The 18839-nt window shown below is 60.1% G+C and carries 14 protein-coding genes; 12 read left to right on the forward strand and 2 right to left on the reverse strand.

Going from position 1 to position 18839, the window contains the following annotated elements; all coding sequences use genetic code 11:
* Both Q0520_RS06395 and Q0520_RS06400 read right to left on the reverse strand, forming a co-directional pair.
* Nucleotides 1-1984: right-handed parallel beta-helix repeat-containing protein (locus Q0520_RS06395; RefSeq protein ID WP_298667757.1), on the reverse strand; the 1984-nt coding region annotated here is incomplete at its 3' end.
* Nucleotides 1985-2507: 523 nt separating this feature from the next.
* The gene (locus tag Q0520_RS06400) at nucleotides 2508-2912 is read right to left on the reverse strand and encodes a nuclear transport factor 2 family protein (RefSeq protein ID WP_298667760.1); all 405 of its coding nucleotides are present in this window, start codon (nucleotides 2910-2912) and stop codon (nucleotides 2508-2510) included.
* A 479-nt stretch (nucleotides 2913-3391) separates the two neighbouring features.
* Here Q0520_RS06400 and Q0520_RS06405 point away from each other — a divergent pair, with 479 nt between their 5' ends.
* From Q0520_RS06405 to Q0520_RS06460, 12 genes are all read left to right on the forward strand, one after another.
* The gene (locus Q0520_RS06405; protein WP_298667763.1) at nucleotides 3392-5212 is read left to right on the forward strand and encodes a PAS domain S-box protein; all 1821 of its coding nucleotides are present in this window, start codon (nucleotides 3392-3394) and stop codon (nucleotides 5210-5212) included.
* A 104-nt stretch (nucleotides 5213-5316) separates the two neighbouring features.
* A complete protein-coding gene (locus Q0520_RS06410; protein ID WP_298667766.1) occupies nucleotides 5317-6324 on the forward strand; it encodes an asparagine synthase C-terminal domain-containing protein in 1008 nt (335 codons plus the stop codon).
* Complete coding sequence (gene gatC, locus Q0520_RS06415; RefSeq protein ID WP_298667769.1) at nucleotides 6314-6583, forward strand: Asp-tRNA(Asn)/Glu-tRNA(Gln) amidotransferase subunit GatC; 270 nt, start codon at nucleotides 6314-6316, stop codon at nucleotides 6581-6583. Before Q0520_RS06410 ends, gatC begins: the two co-directional genes overlap by 11 nt.
* Complete coding sequence (gene gatA / locus Q0520_RS06420) at nucleotides 6584-7879, forward strand: Asp-tRNA(Asn)/Glu-tRNA(Gln) amidotransferase subunit GatA (RefSeq protein WP_298667772.1); 1296 nt, start codon at nucleotides 6584-6586, stop codon at nucleotides 7877-7879. It abuts the gene before it with no gap.
* The gene (gatB, locus tag Q0520_RS06425) at nucleotides 7876-9315 is read left to right on the forward strand and encodes an Asp-tRNA(Asn)/Glu-tRNA(Gln) amidotransferase subunit GatB (RefSeq protein WP_298667774.1); all 1440 of its coding nucleotides are present in this window, start codon (nucleotides 7876-7878) and stop codon (nucleotides 9313-9315) included. The genes gatA and gatB overlap by 4 nt, the downstream gene beginning before the upstream one ends.
* Nucleotides 9316-9318: 3 nt before the next feature.
* Complete coding sequence (locus Q0520_RS06430; protein WP_298667777.1) at nucleotides 9319-12138, forward strand: DNA topoisomerase I; 2820 nt, start codon at nucleotides 9319-9321, stop codon at nucleotides 12136-12138.
* 13 nt (nucleotides 12139-12151) lie between these two features.
* A complete protein-coding gene (locus Q0520_RS06435; RefSeq protein ID WP_298667829.1) occupies nucleotides 12152-12841 on the forward strand; it encodes a phosphoglycerol geranylgeranyltransferase in 690 nt (229 codons plus the stop codon).
* Nucleotides 12842-12858: 17 nt separating this feature from the next.
* Nucleotides 12859-13572, forward strand: coding sequence for an RNA methyltransferase (locus Q0520_RS06440; protein ID WP_298667779.1), 714 nt, complete (start codon nucleotides 12859-12861; stop codon nucleotides 13570-13572).
* Between the two features lie 26 nt (nucleotides 13573-13598).
* The gene (dcd, locus tag Q0520_RS06445) at nucleotides 13599-14156 is read left to right on the forward strand and encodes a dCTP deaminase (RefSeq protein ID WP_298667781.1); all 558 of its coding nucleotides are present in this window, start codon (nucleotides 13599-13601) and stop codon (nucleotides 14154-14156) included.
* A gap of 87 nt (nucleotides 14157-14243) precedes the next feature.
* A complete protein-coding gene (locus Q0520_RS06450; protein WP_298667784.1) occupies nucleotides 14244-16085 on the forward strand; it encodes a threonine--tRNA ligase in 1842 nt (613 codons plus the stop codon).
* A gap of 417 nt (nucleotides 16086-16502) precedes the next feature.
* Nucleotides 16503-17243, forward strand: a complete 741-nt coding sequence (locus Q0520_RS06455; protein WP_298667785.1) for a hypothetical protein — start codon at nucleotides 16503-16505, stop codon at nucleotides 17241-17243.
* Nucleotides 17244-17249: 6 nt separating this feature from the next.
* On the forward strand, nucleotides 17250-18680 hold the full coding sequence (locus Q0520_RS06460) for a fasciclin domain-containing protein (RefSeq protein ID WP_298667788.1): 1431 nt from the start codon (nucleotides 17250-17252) through the stop codon (nucleotides 18678-18680).
* Nucleotides 18681-18839: the final 159 nt, after the last annotated feature.

Below are 18839 nucleotides of genomic sequence, written 5' to 3' on the forward strand. Positions count from 1 at the left end.
CGAAGTTTGCCGTATTGTTCGCAAAGGCCGTGTCCGTCAGGGTAGCACCGGCGGAGTTTTCGAAGACCGCACCGCCACCGAAGTTTGCCGTATTGTTCGTGAAGGTCGTGTCCGTCAGGACGGCATTGTCGGAACCGGTGAAGTACGCACCGCCACCGTTCTCTGGTGCCGTGTTGTCCTCAAAGGCCGCGCCCGTCAGGGCGGTACCGGTGGAACTGATGAAGCCCGCACCACCGCCGCAGGTCGCTGCCGTATTGTGCGTGAAGGTCGTGCGTGTCAGCGCGGCACTGGCGGAACCCATGAAGACCGCACCGCCGCCTAAGGTCGTTGCCGTGTTGCGTGTGAAGGTCGTGTCCGTCAGGGTGGCATTGGCGGAATTGCCGAAGCACGCGCCGCCACCGAATTCCATTGCCGTGTTGTTTGTGAAGGTCGTGCCCGTCAGTCTGACGCCTTCGGATGAGGAGAATACCACACCGCCACCGTTCTGTGCTGCTGTGTTGTCCGCAAAGGTTGTGTCCGTCAGGGCGGCACCGGCGGAATTTTCGAAACATGCACCGCCGCCGCTGAGGTCCTTTGCCTTGTTGTTCGCAAAGGTCGCGTTTGTCAGGTTGGCATTGGGGGAACCGGCGAACCACGCACCGCCGCTGCCATAATCTGCCGTGTTGTTCGCAAAGATAGTGTCCGTCAGGGCAGCATCGGCGGAATTTTCGAAACATGAACCCCCGCCAAAGCCTGCCGTGTTATTCGTGAAGGTCGTGCCCGCCAGGGCGGCACCGGTGGAACCGCGGAAGAATGCACCGCCGCCGTTGTTCGTTGCCGTGTTGTTCGTGAAGGTCGCGTTTGTCAGGTTGGCATTGATGGAACTGGAGAAATACGCACCGCCACCCCAGTTCATTGCCGTGTTGTCTGTGAAGGTGGTGCCCGTCAGGTCGGCATCGGCGGAATACTCGAAATACGCGCCGCCACCCCACTGTGCTGCCGTGTTGTTCGTGAAGGCGGTGTCCGTCAGGTCGGCGTTGGCGGAATTTTCGAAGACCGCACCGCCGCCTTTGCTGTTCTCTGCCGTGTTGCCTGCAAAGGTCGTGCGTGTCAGTCTGGCACCGGTGGAACCGGTGAAGTACGCACCGCCGCCGCAGTTCGTTGCCGTGTTGTGTGTGAAGGTCGTGTCCGTCAGGGCGGCACCGGGGGAATTGACGAAATACGCACCGCCGCCATCGTTCGTTGCCGTGTTGTTTGTGAAGGTCGCGCCCGCCAGGACGACACCTGCGGACTTGAAGAAGACCGCACCGCCGCCAGAGTTTGCCGTGTTGTTCGTGAAGGTCGTATCCGTCAGGGCGACATCGGTGGAATCGACGAAATACGCACCGCCGCCGCCATTCTGTGCTGCCGTGTTGTTCGTGAAGGTCGTGTCCGTCAGGGCGACATCGGTGGAACTGTCGAAATACGCACCGCCGCCATAATCTGCCGTGTTGCCGGTGAACGCCGTCCTCTCGACCAGGATGTGGTCGACACGCTGGGCATAGAGCGCACCGCCGAGGCCAGAGCCTCCCGTGTTGCCGGCAAAGGTGCAGTCGGAGATGGTGAGGCCCTGAATATAGTCCCCAATCCCGCATGCGTCGATACCGGCGCCGCTACCAAAGCTCAACGTGTTCCCGGAGATGGTGAGACCGCGGAAGGTGGCGTTGTCCGCGCGGACGGTGAACGCCGGTGCGGTGCCGGAGATGAGGGGTTGTGCGGGCGACCCGTCCCAGCGCGTGACCGTCACGTTCGGTTCGGTGATGGTGATCCCGCCCTCGTAGACCTGGCCCTCCATGCCCCAGATGCGGATGGTGTCGCCGGCGCCGATCTCAGGGATATCCAGGAGACGTGTGAGGTTACCCTCCCCCGCCACCACGGAAACATTCCAGGTGTGGGGGTGGTCGGTCGCCGCAGAAGCGGCTGCGGGGAGGAGAAGACACCCCGCAATCAGGCACAAAATTTCCATTCTGGCCTTATTATTGCGTATATGATCTTCAGTCATAATACACCATATCGTCCCGTTTTTTACGGGATGTGATGATATCGATGTAAAAAAAACGATGAGATAATATATCAAAAATGTGTATTGGCAATAGTAATAGAGTATATTCTGGATTTACTAATCGCAAATATATACAATTCATGCGGGCAGATTATGGCCGGCGGAACACACAGGGGGTTAAATCCGTACTCTAAGAGTTTCATGAGGGCCGGATAAGGGACCGGGATCTCGAATGCGGCGCGCAGTGAAGACACCGTCATAAAGCACCAGCATAGACAGAGAACAAGCCTTCAGGTGAATCGCTCATGAAACGAAGTTTCAAGCGGTTCTTTGAAAACCACCCTGGTGGTTTTCATGGTATCCGCACGGCAAACCTGCTGCCTTCTCGAAAACACTGAGGGGTTTTCTCGAACCATGTCTGCCCCTACAGGTCACACGTGGTGCTCTGAAAAAAGAACCGGCGACCCCGATCAGGGGCCGCCGCCACTCACTCTTCCCCGCCCTCAGGCACGGAGAAATGTGTCTGGACAAAACGCCAGCCGTCCCAGGTGTTCATCAGGACGGCGGTCAGGACGCCGTTCAGGTGCCGCACACTGCCCTCCGCCGTGACCGTCATCTCGAAGGACGTCGCCACCCAGGCGATGATCCCGTCCGCGGCGATCCTGAGGTCGCCGTATTCGAGCGAGATGTCGTCGAACCCTTCAAACTCACGGGCGATGGCCGAGACGTACCCGTCGCGTCCCTCCACCCACTCCCCCTTCTCCGAACCGATCCCGACCACCTCGGGCGTCAGCAGCGCCGCGACGCCGTCCGCGTCCTTTCGCCCGTACGCGGAGGCGTAGGCGTACATCGTCTTCGTCACCGCTTCCCGCGTCTTTGCACTGAGAAACATCGGTACAGAATAGAAGAGAGAGGAGTTAGCCTTTCCTGATCCTGTACTCCCTGCGCCCCCAGATTTGTAGAAGATATCATGGGAGGTGGCCACTGTGACAGGTTGTAGCATGGCTATATGAAGAAAAAATATGTGACCTCATCCCGATAAGATCACAGATTATTAATATAATGATTTGAAAACCCGCCCGGCCCCATTTTCGGAAATGGATCCATCCTTCCCCTTAATAGAGGGTGACCATCAGAGATGTATAGATATCATTCTGGAAAACAGGGGGGTTCATCATACCGCATCGAACATTCCAGATATCGTCATGCGGGAGTCGTACTTCCGGAGATGGTATTCAGAACACCGGAGAAAACCGCCGGGAGGAAGACCGGGACACGCAGTCCCGAGAAACTGAATGTCTGCTCCTCCTTGATGCCATGCCGGTGCAGGCATGGTCTCTTCTAGACCCCGAAACATACGGGACGGTCAATATGGCCAGGGCGGAGTTTCTTGGTGTCAGGAAAGAAGACCTGGAAAGAAGATCGGTCCGTGACACTCTCACCGAGAAGGGAGCGACAGACTGTATCCGGAGAAACGGGGAGGCATTCACTGGCAAAATAACGGTCCGTACCGAGGAATGGGCCAGCAATACCCGCGGGGAGGACAGATTGCTCGTCATAACCAGAAGACCCATCCTTGACAAGAGGGGCAATGTCATCTCTGTGATCTGCACGGCCGAAGACATCACCGACCAGAGGCACACGGAGGATACGGTGCGCCGGCGGGATGCAATCCTCGATGCCGTGGGATATGCTGCGGACGCCCTCCAGAAAAAGAGCAGGTGGAGCGACGAGATCCCTCGAATACTCAGGTACCTGGGAGAGGCGACCTGCGTGAGCAGGGTCTGTCTCATTGAAAACACCGGGACTGCAGCAGATCCGTCCACCCCGCGGTTCTGGGAATGGACCGCGGCAGGGACCAGGCCTCTGGGAAAAGACCTCCCCGACCATGCCGGGATCTTCTCTCTGGACAGGACCCCCCGCGGGTATGCCGACCTTGCCGCAGGCAGACCGGTCACAGCGAGAGCAGACGACGTCTCTCAAGAGGTGCGCGAGCACCTTCTATCACGGCAGGCCCTCTCCCTCGTCGTGATCCCTCTCCAGGTAGAAGGAGAATGGTGGGGCTGTCTCTGCCTCGAAGACTGCCGCATGGAGAGAGAGTGGCCGGGAACAGAGATCGAGGCCCTCCGGGTTGCAGCGCAGGTCATCGGCGCCGCCATAGAGAGACAGCGCGTTGATGACCTCTATCGCCTGCCTTTTATGTCCTCCTCCTCTGCGATTTATATTGCTCAGGGCGACACCTTCAGGTACGTCAACACAGGGTTCTGCGAAATCTTCGGCTACACAGAAGAGGAGACGGTCGGACAGATCTGCCATACAGATATAATTCTCCCGGACGACCGGTCGGGATTCCGGGAAACCATGGTTCATCTCCTCTCCGGGGAGATGACCATGGTGCGGGACGATATCAGGGGGATAGGCAAGGACGGTCACCTGCTCTACCTGGAACACTTCGGGATACGGACACTCTACCGGGGGAGACCGGCAGTCATCGGCACGTTCATTGACAGGACGGCACAGAAACAGGCCGAAAACGCCCTGGCAGAGAGCGAGGAGAAGTATCGAGAACTTGTCAACAATGCCAGAGATGCCATTTTTCTCATAGAGATCACGCACGACAAAAGGCCGGGACGATTTATCGAGGTGAACCCCGCCGCCTGCACTCACCTTCACTATCGACGGGAAGAACTCCTGACCATGTCAGCCGGCGAGATCGAAGACCCAGAAACAGAGGGGCCTCATGCCCTGAGTATGGAAAGACTCCTCCTCCACAGTGAAACCGCCTTCGAGTCGGCCTTCCTGAGAAAGGACAGGTCTGCCATACCTGTCGAGGTGAAGTGCACCCTCTTTGAGATGGCTGGAAGGCCGGTGATCCTTGCCATTGCCCGGGACATCACCGAGAGAAAAGAACGGCAAAAAAAAGAAGCGAAAGCATTCAGGCAGATAGAGAAGAACATGGAGCAGTTCGCCATCCTCAACGACCACATCAGAAACCCGCTTCAGGTGATCCTCGGGCTTGCTACCCTGTACGACAATGAAGTGGGGGGCAGGATCACCGAGGAGGTCAGGGAGATCGACGCCCTCGTCCGGAGCCTGGACCGCGGCTGGCTCCAGTCGGAGAAGATCAGGGCAGTGCTGCGCCGCCACTACGGGATGTTGCTCGACGGCACCACCGGCCGGCAGGCATGGTGAAGAAAGACGATCCACGATCCTGCCCATCTATATCATGCAGTTCCAAACCCTGTACCTGATCATGGTAAACCTGCACACGACCCGGGCAGTGCAGGAGGGGTGGCGTGGCTGAACTCCTCCTGCGGGGCTGGGTCGAAGTGGGCGGACGGTGCCTCTCTGAGGATGAGGTGCTGACCGTCCTGACAGAGAACCCCCACGATGTCTCTCTTTTCGGCGGAGAGTTCTATCTCGAGTACGGCGAGTGGGAGGCGCGAGACCACTTCGGGATCGTGCCCGGCCCCTGCCCGGCAGGGGCGGTCACCCGCAAAGGCAAGGTCGTCGCAGGGGTCGTGCCCGACTATCCTGCCGCCGACCTCGAAGAGGCGATCGCCACCGCCGTCGGTCTCCGGGCCGTCGACGGTGCCGCGGTCGCCCTCTCCGGCGGGGTGGACTCCGCCCTCGTCGCCGCACTCGCCCGCCTCCCTGCGGTCGTCGTCGGCCTCAAAGACTCGCACGACCAGAAGCGGGCGCTCGCCCTTGCAGAAATACTCGGGGTCCCCTGCGACACCGTCTCCGTCACCGATACAGAGGTGGAAGAGGCGCTGCAGGAGGTCGTCGCACTCCTCGGCAACCCAAACCCCGTGGACGCCTCCATCGCCACGACCGAGGTATTCGTCACACGCTGGGCAGAGGAGCAGGGCTTCCACCGGTTGCTCACCGGCCAGGGCGCCGACGAACTCTTCGGCGGGTATGCACGCTACCTCGACAGCGACGACCTCGCCGCCTCCCTCGAGAGGGACGTCGCCGACCTCCCCCGGCAGGTCGCACGGGACGGGGCAGTGGCCTCCCATTATGGTACTGCATTCTCCCCCCCGTACCTCGACCTGCGCGTCGTGGCGGCGGCCCGCGCCATCCCCCCCGGCGAGAAGGTGCGGGACGGGGTGCGGAAGGCGCCGCTGCGAAAGGTCGCAGAACGGCACATCCCGCCTGAATTCGCACAGGCGGAGAAGAAGGCGATGCAATACGGGAGCGGGATCTGGAAGACCATCCAGAGACTCGCACGTCACAATGGTTATAAAAAGTCGGTACAAGGGTACTTAACTGACATGGGTAGGGACATGCATGGTTTCTGAATCAGACGTGGCGCATATCGCCATACTTGCAGATATAGGAATAACCCGCGACGAACTGGCCGAGTTCACCGGGCAGTTCAACGCAATCCTCGAATACTTCGACCTCCTGGACCAGGTCGAGGAGAGTGGAAAGCCCGCAACAAGGGCGATCAACATATTCAGGGACGACGAGATCGTCGAGTCACTGACACTTGACGAAGCACTCAAGAACGCCGGCGAGTCGGAAGACGGTTACATCAAGGCCCCGAAGGTGATGTGAGTGGGGAAGATCACCTTTGACGCGGAGGACCGCTGGAACGCCTTCGTCACCCTCTGCCGCAAGGCGGAGCACGGCGACGGCCCCCTGGCCGGCGTGCCCGTGGCCGTCAAGGACAACATCTCGACGGCAGGCATCCAGACCACCTGCGGGTCGGCGATCCTGAAGGACTATGTCCCGCCGTACGATGCATATGTCGTCGAGCGCCTGAAGGCCGCCGGCGCCGCCATTGTCGGCAAGACCAACATGGACGAGTTCGGCATGGGCACGACAACCGAGTCGAGCGCCTTCGGCCCGACCACCAACCCGGTGGACCCGACACGCGTCCCCGGCGGGTCCTCGGGTGGGAGCGCCGCCGCCGTCGCCGCGGGCATGGTCGACATGGCCCTCGGCACCGACACCGGCGGGTCGATCCGCTGCCCCGCCGCCTTCTGCGGCATCGTCGGCCTGAAGCCGACCTATGGCCGCACCTCCCGGTACGGCCTCATCGCCTATGCGAACTCCCTCGAAGGCATCGGCCCGATGGGGAGGACGGTGGAAGATGTTTCCCGCCTCTTCGCCGTCATCGCCGGGCACGACCCCCGCGACGCCACCTCCCTCGACCGCCCGTATAACCACACCCCATCCGCGGAGATCAGGGGGATGCGGATAGGCGTGCCGCTTGAGTTCTTCGGCGAAGGCGTCGACCCCGCCGTCGGGAAGACCGTGAGGGCGGCGATCGAGAGGTTCACCGACCTCGGCGCCGAGGTCGTCGAGTGTTCCATGCCGAGCATGAAGTACGCCCTCGCCGCCTACTATGTCACCTGCACGAGCGAGGCCTCCTCGAACCTCGCCAGGTTCGACGGCGTCAGGTACGGCCCGGCAAACGACATCATCCCCTCCTGGCACGAATCGTACCAGGAGCACCGCAAGACCCACTTCGGCAAGGAGGTGCGCCGCCGGATCATGCTCGGCACCTTCGCCCTCTCCGCCGGGTACTACGGGAAGTATTATGCGAAGGCGCAGGCGGCACGCCAGAATGTCCGCGACGACTTCGCCCGCCTCTTCGCCGACGTGGACGTCGTCGCCGGACCGACCATGCCGACGACCGCCTTCAGACTCGGCGAGAAGACCGACCCCCTCTCCATGTACCTCGCCGACATCCTCACCGTCCCGGCAAACCTCGCCGGTGTCCCGGCGATCTCGGTCCCCTGTGGCACCGTGGACGGCCTGCCCGTCGGCCTGCAGCTTATCGGCAGACACTGTGAGGAAGAGCGGATCATCGACGCCGCCTATGCCTTCGAGGGGGTGAGGGCATGAGCGACACCACAGACGTGATCATCGGGCTTGAGATCCACTGCCAGTTGAACACGAAGACGAAACTCTTCTGCGGGTGCTCAACCGACTACAAGAACGACGGCCCGAACACCCACGTCTGCCCGGTCTGCCTCGGCCTGCCCGGCGCAATGCCGATGATCAACAGGAAGGCCGTCGAATACGGCCTGAAGGTCGCCCGCGCCCTCAACCTTGAGATCCCGGAGGAAGGGGAGTTCTCACGGAAGAACTACTTCTACCCCGACCTCCCGAAGGGCTACCAGATCACGATGTACGACAGACCCCTCGCGGTGAAGGGCTACCTCGAGATCGAGGCCGACGACGGCACAGACAAGAAGGTCGAGATCACCAGGATCCACCTGGAGGAGGACCCCGGCAAACTCGTCCACGTCGGCGGCACCGCCCGCGCCCATTACACCCTCGTCGACTACAACAGGAGCGGCATCCCCCTCATTGAGATCGTCACCGAACCCGACCTCAGGTCCCCGAAGGAGGCCCGCAGATTCCTCACGAAGTTGCGGGCGACCCTCGAGTACCTCGGCGTCTTCGACGGCGAACGCGAGGGCGCCCTCCGTGTGGACGCCAACATCTCCATCAGGGGATCGGAGAGGGTCGAGATCAAGAACATCACCTCGTACAAGGGCGTTGAGAAGGCGCTCACCTTCGAGATCACCCGGCAGAAGGGCATGATCAGGCGCGGCGGCAAGGTCGTGCGCGAGACCCGCCACTTCCAGGAGGCCCGCGGCATCACCACCTCGGCACGGTCCAAGGAGACGGAGACCGACTACCGCTACTTCCCCGAACCCGACCTCTGCCCCCTGCGTGTGCGGGACTGGGCAAAAGAGGTCGTCCTCCCCGAACTCCCGGACGCACGGCGCGACCGCTTCATGGCCCAGTACGGCATCTCCCTTAACCATGCCCGGACACTCACCGGCGACCTCCGCCTCGCAGAGTTCTACGAGGCCCTTGCGGCGAAGACCGACCCCGTTCTCGCCGCCACCTGGACCGCGGACACCCTCCTCGGCGAACTGAACTACCGGGACATGCCGGTGACGAAGGTTCCCCTCGACCACTTCGCCGACCTGGTCACCCTCGCCGGAAAGGACGTAATCACTGACAGGGTCGCCGTCGACGTCCTGCGGACCCTCCTTGACGCTGTCATGAAGGGCGAGACGCCCGAGATGCCGGGAGACTATGTCCGCACCCAAAACCTCGGGAAGGGCGACGCCGACGCCTTCGCCGTCGTCATCGACGAGGTGATCGCGGAGAACGAACAGGCAGTCGCGGACTTCCGCACCGGCAAGAACGTCGCCCTCAACTTCCTTGTCGGGCAGGTGATGAAAAAGACGAGAGGCAAGGCCGATCCGAAGGAGATCACGCCTCTTATCGCCGCCCGCATCGCCCCAGAGGGGGGAAAATAGACCGTGCACCTCATCGTAGCAGAAAAGAACATCTCCGCGCGGCGTATCGCCGCCATCCTCGCCGGCGACCAGAAGGTCACCACAAAGAAGGAGGGAGGCGTCGACACCTACGCCTTCGGCGACACCGTCGTCGTCGGCCTGAAGGGCCATGTCGTGGAGGTCGACTTCGAGGAGGGCTATGCCAACTGGCGGAGTGAAGAACGCCCGCCAAGAAGCCTCATCGACGCCGGGATCGTCAAGAAACCGACAGAGAAGAAGATCGTCGCCCTTCTCCAAAAACTCGCGAAGAAGGCCGACCTCGTCGTCATCGCCACAGACTTCGATACCGAGGGCGAACTGATCGGCAAGGAGGCCCTCGAACTCGTCAGGGAGGTGAACCCCGGTGTGAAGATCCTCAGGGCGAGGTTCTCGGCGATCACGCCGCAGGAGATCAAACGGGCCTTTTCCGAACTCGCGGAACTCGACTTCGCACTTGCGGCCGCGGGGGAGTCGCGCCAGGTCATCGACCTGATGTGGGGAGCCTCTCTCACGCGGTTCATCTCCATCGCCGCGAAGCGCGGCGGGGAGAATATCCTCTCCGTCGGCCGCGTCCAGAGTCCGACCCTGGCGATGATCGTCGACCGCGAGAGGGAGATCGAAGCATTCGTGCCGGAGAATTACTGGATGCTCACCGTCGACACGAAAAAGGGTGCCGAACACCTCGAGCTCCGCCACACCCATGGCCGGTTCACCGACCACGCCGAGGCGCTCGCCGCGGAGACCCGGACGCAGGAACCCCTCACCGTCACCGAGGTGCGGGAAGGGGTCAAGAACGACCGTGCGCCGACGCCCTTTGATACGACGGCTCTCCTCGTCTCCGCAGGCAGGATCGGTTTTTCCGCGGCGAACGCGATGCGGATCGCCGAAGACCTCTACATGAACGGTTTCATCTCGTACCCGAGGACTGACAACACCGTCTATCCGGCAAGCCTGAACCTCGGCGAGGTGCTCGGCGTACTGAAAAAGACCGCATTCGCGCGGGACGTCGCCTGGGTCGAAGGGCACAGGCGGCCAGAACCGACGCGGGGGAAGAAGTCGAGCACAGACCACCCACCCATCCACCCGACCGGCGCCGCCAGCCGCGAGCAACTCGGTGAGGAGAGGTGGAAGGTCTACGAACTCGTCGTGCGGCGGTTCCTTGCAACCCTTTCCCCTGACGCCGTCTGGAATACCATGAAGGTAAACTTCGACGCTGGCGGCGAACCGTACACGGTCACCGGCGGTCGCCTGAAGGAGGAGGGGTGGCGGCGGGTCTACCCGTACAGCGAGGCCGCAGAGCACGTGATCCCGGCCTGCACAGTCGGGGAACGCCTCCCGATCCTCGGAAAGGACCTTGAAGAGAAGGAGACCACCCCGCCGCCGCGCTACACCCAGAGCCGCCTCATTCAGAAGATGGAGGAACTCGGCCTCGGCACGAAGTCAACGCGCCACGAGGTGATCCAGAAACTCATCTCCCGGAGGTACGTGCAGGGCAACCCCCTCCGCCCCACTCTCGTCGGGAGGGCGGTGATCGAGTCCCTGGAGGACCACGCCGACACGATCACCCGGCCCGACATGACCCGTACCCTCGAGTCCCATATGCAGCAGATCAAGGAGAGCAAAAGGACAAAGGACGACGTCGTCGGCGAGTCGCGGGAGATGCTCCACTCGGTCTTCGAAGACCTCGAAGCGCACGAGGACCAGATCGGGGACGAGATCATCGGCAGGACCGTTGAGGAGAAGACCGTCGGCCCCTGCCCGGTCTGCGGGAAGTCCCTCCAGATCAGGCAGGCGCACGGGGCCTCGCAGTTCATCGGGTGCTCCGGATACCCCGAATGCTCCTTCAACATCAGCCTCCCCGGTGTCCAGTGGGGGAAGGCCATCAGGATAGATAAGGTCTGCGAACACCACGACCTCAACCATATCAGGCTGATCAGAAAAGGCGCCAGGCCGTGGGACATCGGCTGTCCGCTCTGCTCGCACATCGAGTCGAACACCGAGACACTGCGCATGATGCCCCACATGACTGACAACTTCATCGGACGCCTCCACGCCCGCCACATCTACACGGTCCCCGACCTCGCCCGCATGCCCGCCGACGACCTGGCACAAAAACTCGACATCGACGAGAAGGCGGCAGAGATCCTCGTCGCCGAGGCAAATGATGTGCTGGACCGCCTCCGCAGGCGTTCTGAACTGAAGAAGTTCATCAGGGCCGAGATCCCCCCGAGACGCGGGAGGAGCCACGCAAAGATCGCAAAGAAACTGCGAGAAGCCGGGATCGAGGACATCGCCTCCCTTGCTGCTGCAAACCCACAAAAGATCGCCCAGGTCGGGATCTCTGCGGAGGAGGCGACCGGACTCTCGGAAAAGGCCCGGGCCCTCTGCAGCGAGCGCCGGTTGCGGGCCGTCGGCCTCCCCGCAGTGAGCATCAAAAAGTACGTCGGTGCAGGTATACAGGGCCCCGAGGACTTCGCCACCTTCCACCCTGCATATATCAGCACAGTGAGCGGGATCAGGGTCGAGACCGTCTGCCGCCATGCCGAGACGGCCTGCACGGCAACAGGACTGGAACCTCTCGCCAGGATCACGCAGAAGAGACTCGAAAAAGGGCGGGAGGAACTCCTCGCAGTTCCCGGCATCGGCGATGCGACTCTTGAAAAACTCTACAAGGCCGGTATAACCGATGCAATCAGCCTTGAGACCGCCGATCCCGAAGATACCTCACGGAAGAGCGGTATTCCCGCAGCAAAGATCAGAGAGTACAGCACATATCTTTCGACTGAACACCCACAACAGGAGTAAACACATGGCAGACATGCATCTGAACTGGAAGAACTGGGCACATGTGACAAAACTCGATCCAGACAAGCACCTCAACCAGACGGCGATCGAAGGGGTCGCCACGAGCGGGACCGATGCCATCCTCCTCTCCGGCACCCTCAACGTGACGCCCGAGAACCTTGCCGACCTCCGTGAGCAGGTCGAAGGCTACGGCATCCCCCTCGTCATCGAACCTGCCGACCCCTCGGGTGCCATCTTCGACGGCGTCGACATGCTCTTCGTCCCGAGCGTGCTCAACACCCCCGACGCCCGCTGGGTCGTCGGCAAACACCAGCAGTGGGCACTCCAGAGACCTGACATCCCCTGGGACCGCGTCGTCCCCGAGGCCTATGTCGTCCTCAACCCCGCCTCCTCTGTCGGGCGGGTGACAAAGGCGGTCTGCGACCTCACACCGGCCGAGGTTGCGGCCTATGCCCGGACCGCCGAGCACTACTTCCACTTCCCCATCGTGTACATCGAGTACTCGGGGACCTACGGAAACCCCGAGGTCGTGAAAGCAGTCTCCGAAGCGGTCGACACCGCAGTGCTCTACTACGGCGGCGGCATCGACTCCGCGGAGAAGGCGGCGGAGATGGGACGGTATGCCGACACGATCGTCGTCGGCAACGCCGTCTACGAGAAAGGCCTCGATGCCCTGAAAGCGACTGTCAGGGCCGTCCAGTAAACCCCAAGTGACCCCCCATGCCCGAGATCGCGATCGTCCTTGTGGAACCCCTGTATGAAGGGAATATCGGTTCTGTCGCCCGTGCCATGAAGAATTTCGGGTTTACCAGACTCATCCTGGTCAACCCCTGCGCACTCGGGGACCAGGCCCATGCTCATGCCTCCCACGCACTCGACGTACTCGAAGGTGCCGAGCGAAAGAGCCTCGACGAGGTCTTTGCGGAGAGCAACCTCGTCGTGGCGACAACAGGCGAACTCTCCAAGTCGGTCTGCACATCGATGCGGATGCCGTATTACACGCCTGCAGAGATCAGGTCGATCATTGAGGATGTCGACGGGCGGGTGAGCATCCTCTTCGGCAGAGAGAACTGGGGCCTGAACAACGACGAGGTCTCGCACTGCGACCTCATCTGCACCATCCCGACCTCTGAGATCTACCCGATCATGAACCTCTCCCACGCCGTTGCGGTTGTCTGCTACGAACTCGCCCACCTGCCGCGCGGCACCTACCGCATTGCTGAAAAGGCCCAGCGTGATGCCCTCATCGAGCACTTCGGGGACTTCCTTGCGAGAATCGAGCACCCGGACCACAAGCGTGCCAACACCCTGCTGATGCTTCGTCGTATCATGGGGAGGACGGCACTGACCACCCGTGAGGTCACGACAATGCACGGCCTCCTCCACAGGACTGAGTGGCACCTCGACCATGCAGGCGAGGAACAATCACCTTAATTCCCCTGACAACGTATTCCTACCCAATGATCCTTGTTGACTGGCAGATCGAGGACCGCATCAGACGGGGACAGATCGGCATCGACCCCTACGACCCGGCCCTCATACAACCCAACTCCCTGGACATCAGGCTCGGGGACCATTTTGTCTGGTACGAACGGGGCGATGATGTTATCGACCCCTATGACAGAGAGAGTGTTACGTCTCATGTGCGCGAGACTCGCGCCGCCTCGGTCGTCATGGACCCCGGCGTCTTCATGCTCGCAGAGACGCTCGAAGCGGTGACCCTCCCCGACAACGTCGTCGCCAGCATTGAAGGAAAAAGTTCTATTGCCCGTCTCGGGATCGAACTCCACCAGACCGGGGGATGGATTGACGCGGGTTTCCAGGGTACTATCACTCTGGAGATGTGCAATGTCAACCAGCGGCCGGTGCGCATGTATGCCGGGATGCCGATCGGTCAACTTGTCTTCTACACGACTGAACGTGCAGAGAACCCGTATAACCTGAAGAAGGACGCAAAATACATGGGCCAGCGCCAGGCGACCCTCTCACGGTACCATGAGAACGTGAAGAAGGTTTGAAGGCATATATAGTAGGACTGCGTACCATCTAAAGAAAAAAAATCTAAGGAAGAAACGGAAAAGCAATCGAAAAAAAAGGAGTTTACCATGCGGCTTCTCTTAATTCACTCAGACCATATTGATTATAAGGCGCAAAAAAAGACGCCGGTCGCCGAGGAGGAGGTAGTCCTCTCCGACGCCCTCGACGAGGCGCTCGTCGCCTTCTGTGCCATTGAATCGGCCGACGAAGAAGATATCGATGACGTCGTCACTCAGGCGGTCACCGAGATCAGGAAGACCGCAGGCCAGCTCCAGACCGACCGGGTGCTCATCTACCCGTACGCCCACCTGAGCTCAGACCTTGCGGCACCTGAGGCTGCCAAGAAGGCGCTCAAGGCCATTGAAGAGGAACTCAAGGCCTCAGGCGACCTGACCGTGAAGCGTGCTCCCTTCGGCTGGTATAAGGCCTTCAACCTCTCGTGCAAGGGCCACCCCCTCTCCGAACTCTCCAGGACCATCCTGCCGGGTGAAGGGGAAGAAGGTGCAAAGCCGGCAAAGAAGGAAGTCACCCACACGTTCTTCGTCCTCACTCCCGAGGGCAAGAGGCTTGACGCCGAGGCGTGTTGCGATGACTCTGCCTTCGGGTGCCTCGTCAAAAAGGAACTCGGAAAGCCGACGTCCGCCGGCGGCGAACCCATCCACGTCGAACTGATGCGTTCCAAGGAACTCGTCGACTACGAACCGGCCTCTGACGTCGGTCACCTCCGCTGGATGCCCCGCGGCAGGCTTGTCCGCGACCTCCTTGAGGACTATGTCCTCGGCCTTGTCCTCAACTATGGCGGTATGCCGGTCGAGACCCCTGTGATGTACGACCTCGGGGACCCCGCGATCTCCGAACACGCAGCGAAGTTCGGCGAGAGACAGTACCGCTTCAAGAGCGGGAACAGGAACATGATGCTCCGCTTTGCAGCGTGCTTCGGCATGTTCTCGTTCATGCGCGACATGCACATCTCACCGAACACCCTGCCGATGAAGATGTACGAACTCTCCACCTACTCGTTCAGGCACGAGCAGTCTGGCGAGGTCCTCGGACTGAAGAGGCTCCGGGCCTTCACGATGCCTGACATGCACACCCTCTGCCGCGACATGGAGAATGCACTCTCCTGCTTCGAGGAGCAGCTCCGCATCGGCTGGCAGACCGCTTCAGACTTGGGTACCCCGCTTGTCGGTGCGTTCAGGTGCACAAAGGACTTCTACGACGAGCACGAGGACTGGGTCAAGAAGATCGTGAAGGAATCGGGTGTACCTATCTTCGTCGAGGTCCTCTCCGAGCGCGTCCACTACTGGATCGCGAAGATCGACCTCGCAGCCATCGACAGTCAGGGCAGGCCGATCGAGAACCCGACCGTCCAGATCGACGTGGAAAGTTCCACCAGGTTCAATATCAGTTACCGCAATGTCGAGGGCGAGGAGGTTCACCCGCCGATCCTCCACTGCTCCCCGACAGGTTCGATCGAGCGCGTCATCTGCGCCATGCTCGAAAACACCGCCTACCAGTCAGTGCCGCACCTGCCCACCTGGCTCTCCCCGACGCAGGTCAGGTTCATCCCGGTCGCGGAGAGGCATGCAGCCTATGCCGCCGACCTCTGTGAAAAGTTCAACGTCACCGGCGTCAGGGCCGACATCGACGACCGCGACGAGTCGGTGAACAAGAAGATCCGCGAGGCCGGGACCGAGTGGGTGCCCTACGTGGCCGTCATCGGCGACCGCGAGATGGACGAAGGAAAACTCACGGTGACTATCAGGAACCTCTCCGAGCCGAAGAAACCACACAAGGAGGAGATGACCTCCGACACCCTGATCGCCGCCGTGAAAGAAGAGTGTGCCGGCAAACCCTTCCGCCCCATGTACACCGCAAAAAAACTCTCGGTCAGGCCGCGCTTTATCTGAACCGGTCCCCCGAGAATTGGTGAAAATTTTATCATCTCTTTTTTTCTCCGGTTGTAAAGACACCGCCTATTCGTGCCGCACATAACAAAAACTCATGGTAGTACTATCATTATCATTGTCAGAATTAGATAAATTATATATAATATTCTGCCAATTATAGATCTCACCGGACGTGGAGCCCAGATAAAAACATGATCTGAGCGTACTACAGAGAGATTACATTCGTACATATACAGACATCAATTTGTACACATTATTGCCGGGCAACCGTCGGTCCAGCAGGGATCGGGGACGTCGCCTCCCGGTCTTGCAGGTACGGCCGTTCTCCGTGAACGGCAGATGCAAGCGAAATGCACCGCAGAACCCGGAAGGAAGGGGCAGCAACGCGGTGATCACCCTCTCCGGAATGGTGAGAGAATGATACGACAGATAAGCATCTCAGCAATAATCCTTGCCGGCCTTGTTGCCGTTGTTCTGGCCGTGCCCACATTCGATGTGAGCGAAAATGCGGCCATAGACGTTGGAAAGACCGTAGAGATCCCGATCACCCTCACAGGGGTCGATGCGGGGGTCTCAGGATACAACATCACCCTTGCTCTCACCGACCCTGACGTTGCGGAGATCACCGGCCTTGCCTTTCCCGGGTGGGCCGGCCTCCACACGGCAGGGGTGACGCCAGCAGACACAACATGGATGCAGGCGGTTGACCTCACCAAAAAGGCTGAGACAGGAAACGGCACCGTTCTCCTCGGGACTATCACCATTAGGGGAGATAAGGACGGCCTGACAGGTCTCATGGTCCGGCCCGGAGAGGTGCAGAACGACAGGGGCGAGGACTACGAGGTTGAAGACCTCAGGGTAGAGATCCCGGTCGGGACGACGACCGGCAGCGGATCCTCATCTTCATCAGGGGGAGGCAGCGTGACCACCTTCCAGACTGAGGCAGTCACATCCCCGGAGACGCCGGTATCGACGACAGCCTCGCCGGGAACACCGGAAACACCAGAAACACCTGTGCAGGCCTCGACTACCGCCCCGGTCGGTGCCGTCGCTGCGGCCGAAAATCCGGAGGAAACAACACCAAAGCCTGCACCACTCAGCCCGGTGCTCCTCCTGGCAGCACTCGCCGGGATATTCTGGCTCAAGAAAAGGGAGTGAAGACACATGAAATCAATACGCTGGATGCCTTTTATCGGCATCATACTGCTCATCTGCATCTTTCCGGTGCAGGGGGCCCCGGACAATGGGCCGGGATTTGTAAAGGATCAGGAGAACATGACCATCTACGAGACGGCGGTCGCCGACGGGAACTTCACGACCCTCGTTACCGCCCTCGACCTCACGGACCTGAACACCACGCTCAATGAACCCGGCAACTACACTGTCTTCGCACCGACAGACGATGCATTTGCAAACCTGCCCGCAGGCGTGCTCGACAGTCTCGTCAACGACACTGAAGAACTCAAGAACGTCCTCCTCTACCACGTGGCCGGAGAAAAGTACACCGCGGCAGATATTGCTGCGATGACCGAACTCCAGACTTTGCTTGGCGAGAACGTCACCATCACCGTGGACGAGGCGAACGGGACCGTCATGATCAACGACGCAATGGTGACAGCTGCGGATATTGAATGCACGAATGGCATCGTCCATGTTATCGACGCCGTTCTCATCCCGCCAGAAAAACCTGCACCTGCAGAACTGGAAGCCAATTTCACTGCCGACGTGACGACCGGTGAAGCACCTCTGACCGTCCAGTTCACCGACCTCTCCTCCGGGAACGTGACCAGTTGGTACTGGGACTTCGGTGACGCGGACTTCTCGACCGAACAGAACCCGGTTCACACCTATAACACCAGCGGGACATTCAATGTCAACCTGACCGTTGCCGACGACGCAGGTACCAGCAGCAGTCTTGAAATCCTTGACTACATCAATGTCAGCGAAGCACCGCCGGTCGTCGTCCCCGTCCTCTTCTTCGAGCCCCAGAACGCCTCTGTCAAAGCGGGGAGCACCACGGAATACTCCCTGATCCTCAACACGGCTCCTGACGGCCTTGCAGGGTACACCCTGAACATCGATTCCGGTGCTGAGGGTGTCGCCGAGATCGTCAATGTCTCCTACCCGGACTGGGCTGTGCCGACCAACACCTCGGCCCTGCCCGACACGACCGTGGAGATAAAGGCGGGTGACATGATGGACACCATCGTGGCCGGGGCCACGAATGTCAGCCTCGCAAACATAACAGTCCTCGGTGCCATGGAAGGTCAGACCAACCTCAGCGTTGAGGTCGTCAGGATGACGGCCGACGGAGGAGGCCCGATCATGCCCGACATGGTGGCCGCTTCGATCAACGTGACACCAGTAGCACCGCCACCAGCATTCCCGGGCTACGAGACACCGCCGACAGACCCCAATAACGACGGGAAGTACGAGGACATCAACGGGAACGGAGAGATAGAGTATGACGACGTCATCGCACTCAACACCAACATGCAGTGGATTGAAGAGAATAACCTGGTCTCACTCTTTGACTACAACAACAATGGCAAGATCGACTACGACGATGTTGTCATGCTCTTCGACATGATCTAAACACCATTTTTTCTTTTTTTATCATAAAAATTGACTATAGTCAAAATTTACACCGTAAAGACCATAATTATCAGCATATCCTATTTGAGTGACACAAAAACTGAGAATAACGATCAGTATGATGAGAATGATATATATTGACAGATGGGCAGATATGAA

Origin of the sequence: uncultured Methanofollis sp., from assembly GCF_937919355.1 — an archaeon.
Classification (GTDB): domain Archaea; phylum Halobacteriota; class Methanomicrobia; order Methanomicrobiales; family Methanofollaceae; genus Methanofollis.

Excerpts from the sequence above, each read along its gene's own strand:
- Q0520_RS06400 (WP_298667760.1), bottom strand. The coding sequence starts at position 2,912 with ATGTTTCTCAGTGCAAAGACGCGGGAAGCGGTGACGAAGACGATGTAC.
- Q0520_RS06405 (WP_298667763.1), top strand. The coding sequence starts at position 3,392 with ATGGCCAGGGCGGAGTTTCTTGGTGTCAGGAAAGAAGACCTGGAAAGA.
- gatC (WP_298667769.1), top strand. The coding sequence starts at position 6,314 with ATGGTTTCTGAATCAGACGTGGCGCATATCGCCATACTTGCAGATATA.
- gatB (WP_298667774.1), top strand. The coding sequence starts at position 7,876 with ATGAGCGACACCACAGACGTGATCATCGGGCTTGAGATCCACTGCCAG.
- Q0520_RS06435 (WP_298667829.1), top strand. The coding sequence starts at position 12,152 with ATGCATCTGAACTGGAAGAACTGGGCACATGTGACAAAACTCGATCCA.
- Q0520_RS06440 (WP_298667779.1), top strand. The coding sequence starts at position 12,859 with ATGCCCGAGATCGCGATCGTCCTTGTGGAACCCCTGTATGAAGGGAAT.
- dcd (WP_298667781.1), top strand. The coding sequence starts at position 13,599 with ATGATCCTTGTTGACTGGCAGATCGAGGACCGCATCAGACGGGGACAG.
- Q0520_RS06450 (WP_298667784.1), top strand. The coding sequence starts at position 14,244 with ATGCGGCTTCTCTTAATTCACTCAGACCATATTGATTATAAGGCGCAA.
- Q0520_RS06455 (WP_298667785.1), top strand. The coding sequence starts at position 16,503 with ATGATACGACAGATAAGCATCTCAGCAATAATCCTTGCCGGCCTTGTT.
- Q0520_RS06460 (WP_298667788.1), top strand. The coding sequence starts at position 17,250 with ATGAAATCAATACGCTGGATGCCTTTTATCGGCATCATACTGCTCATC.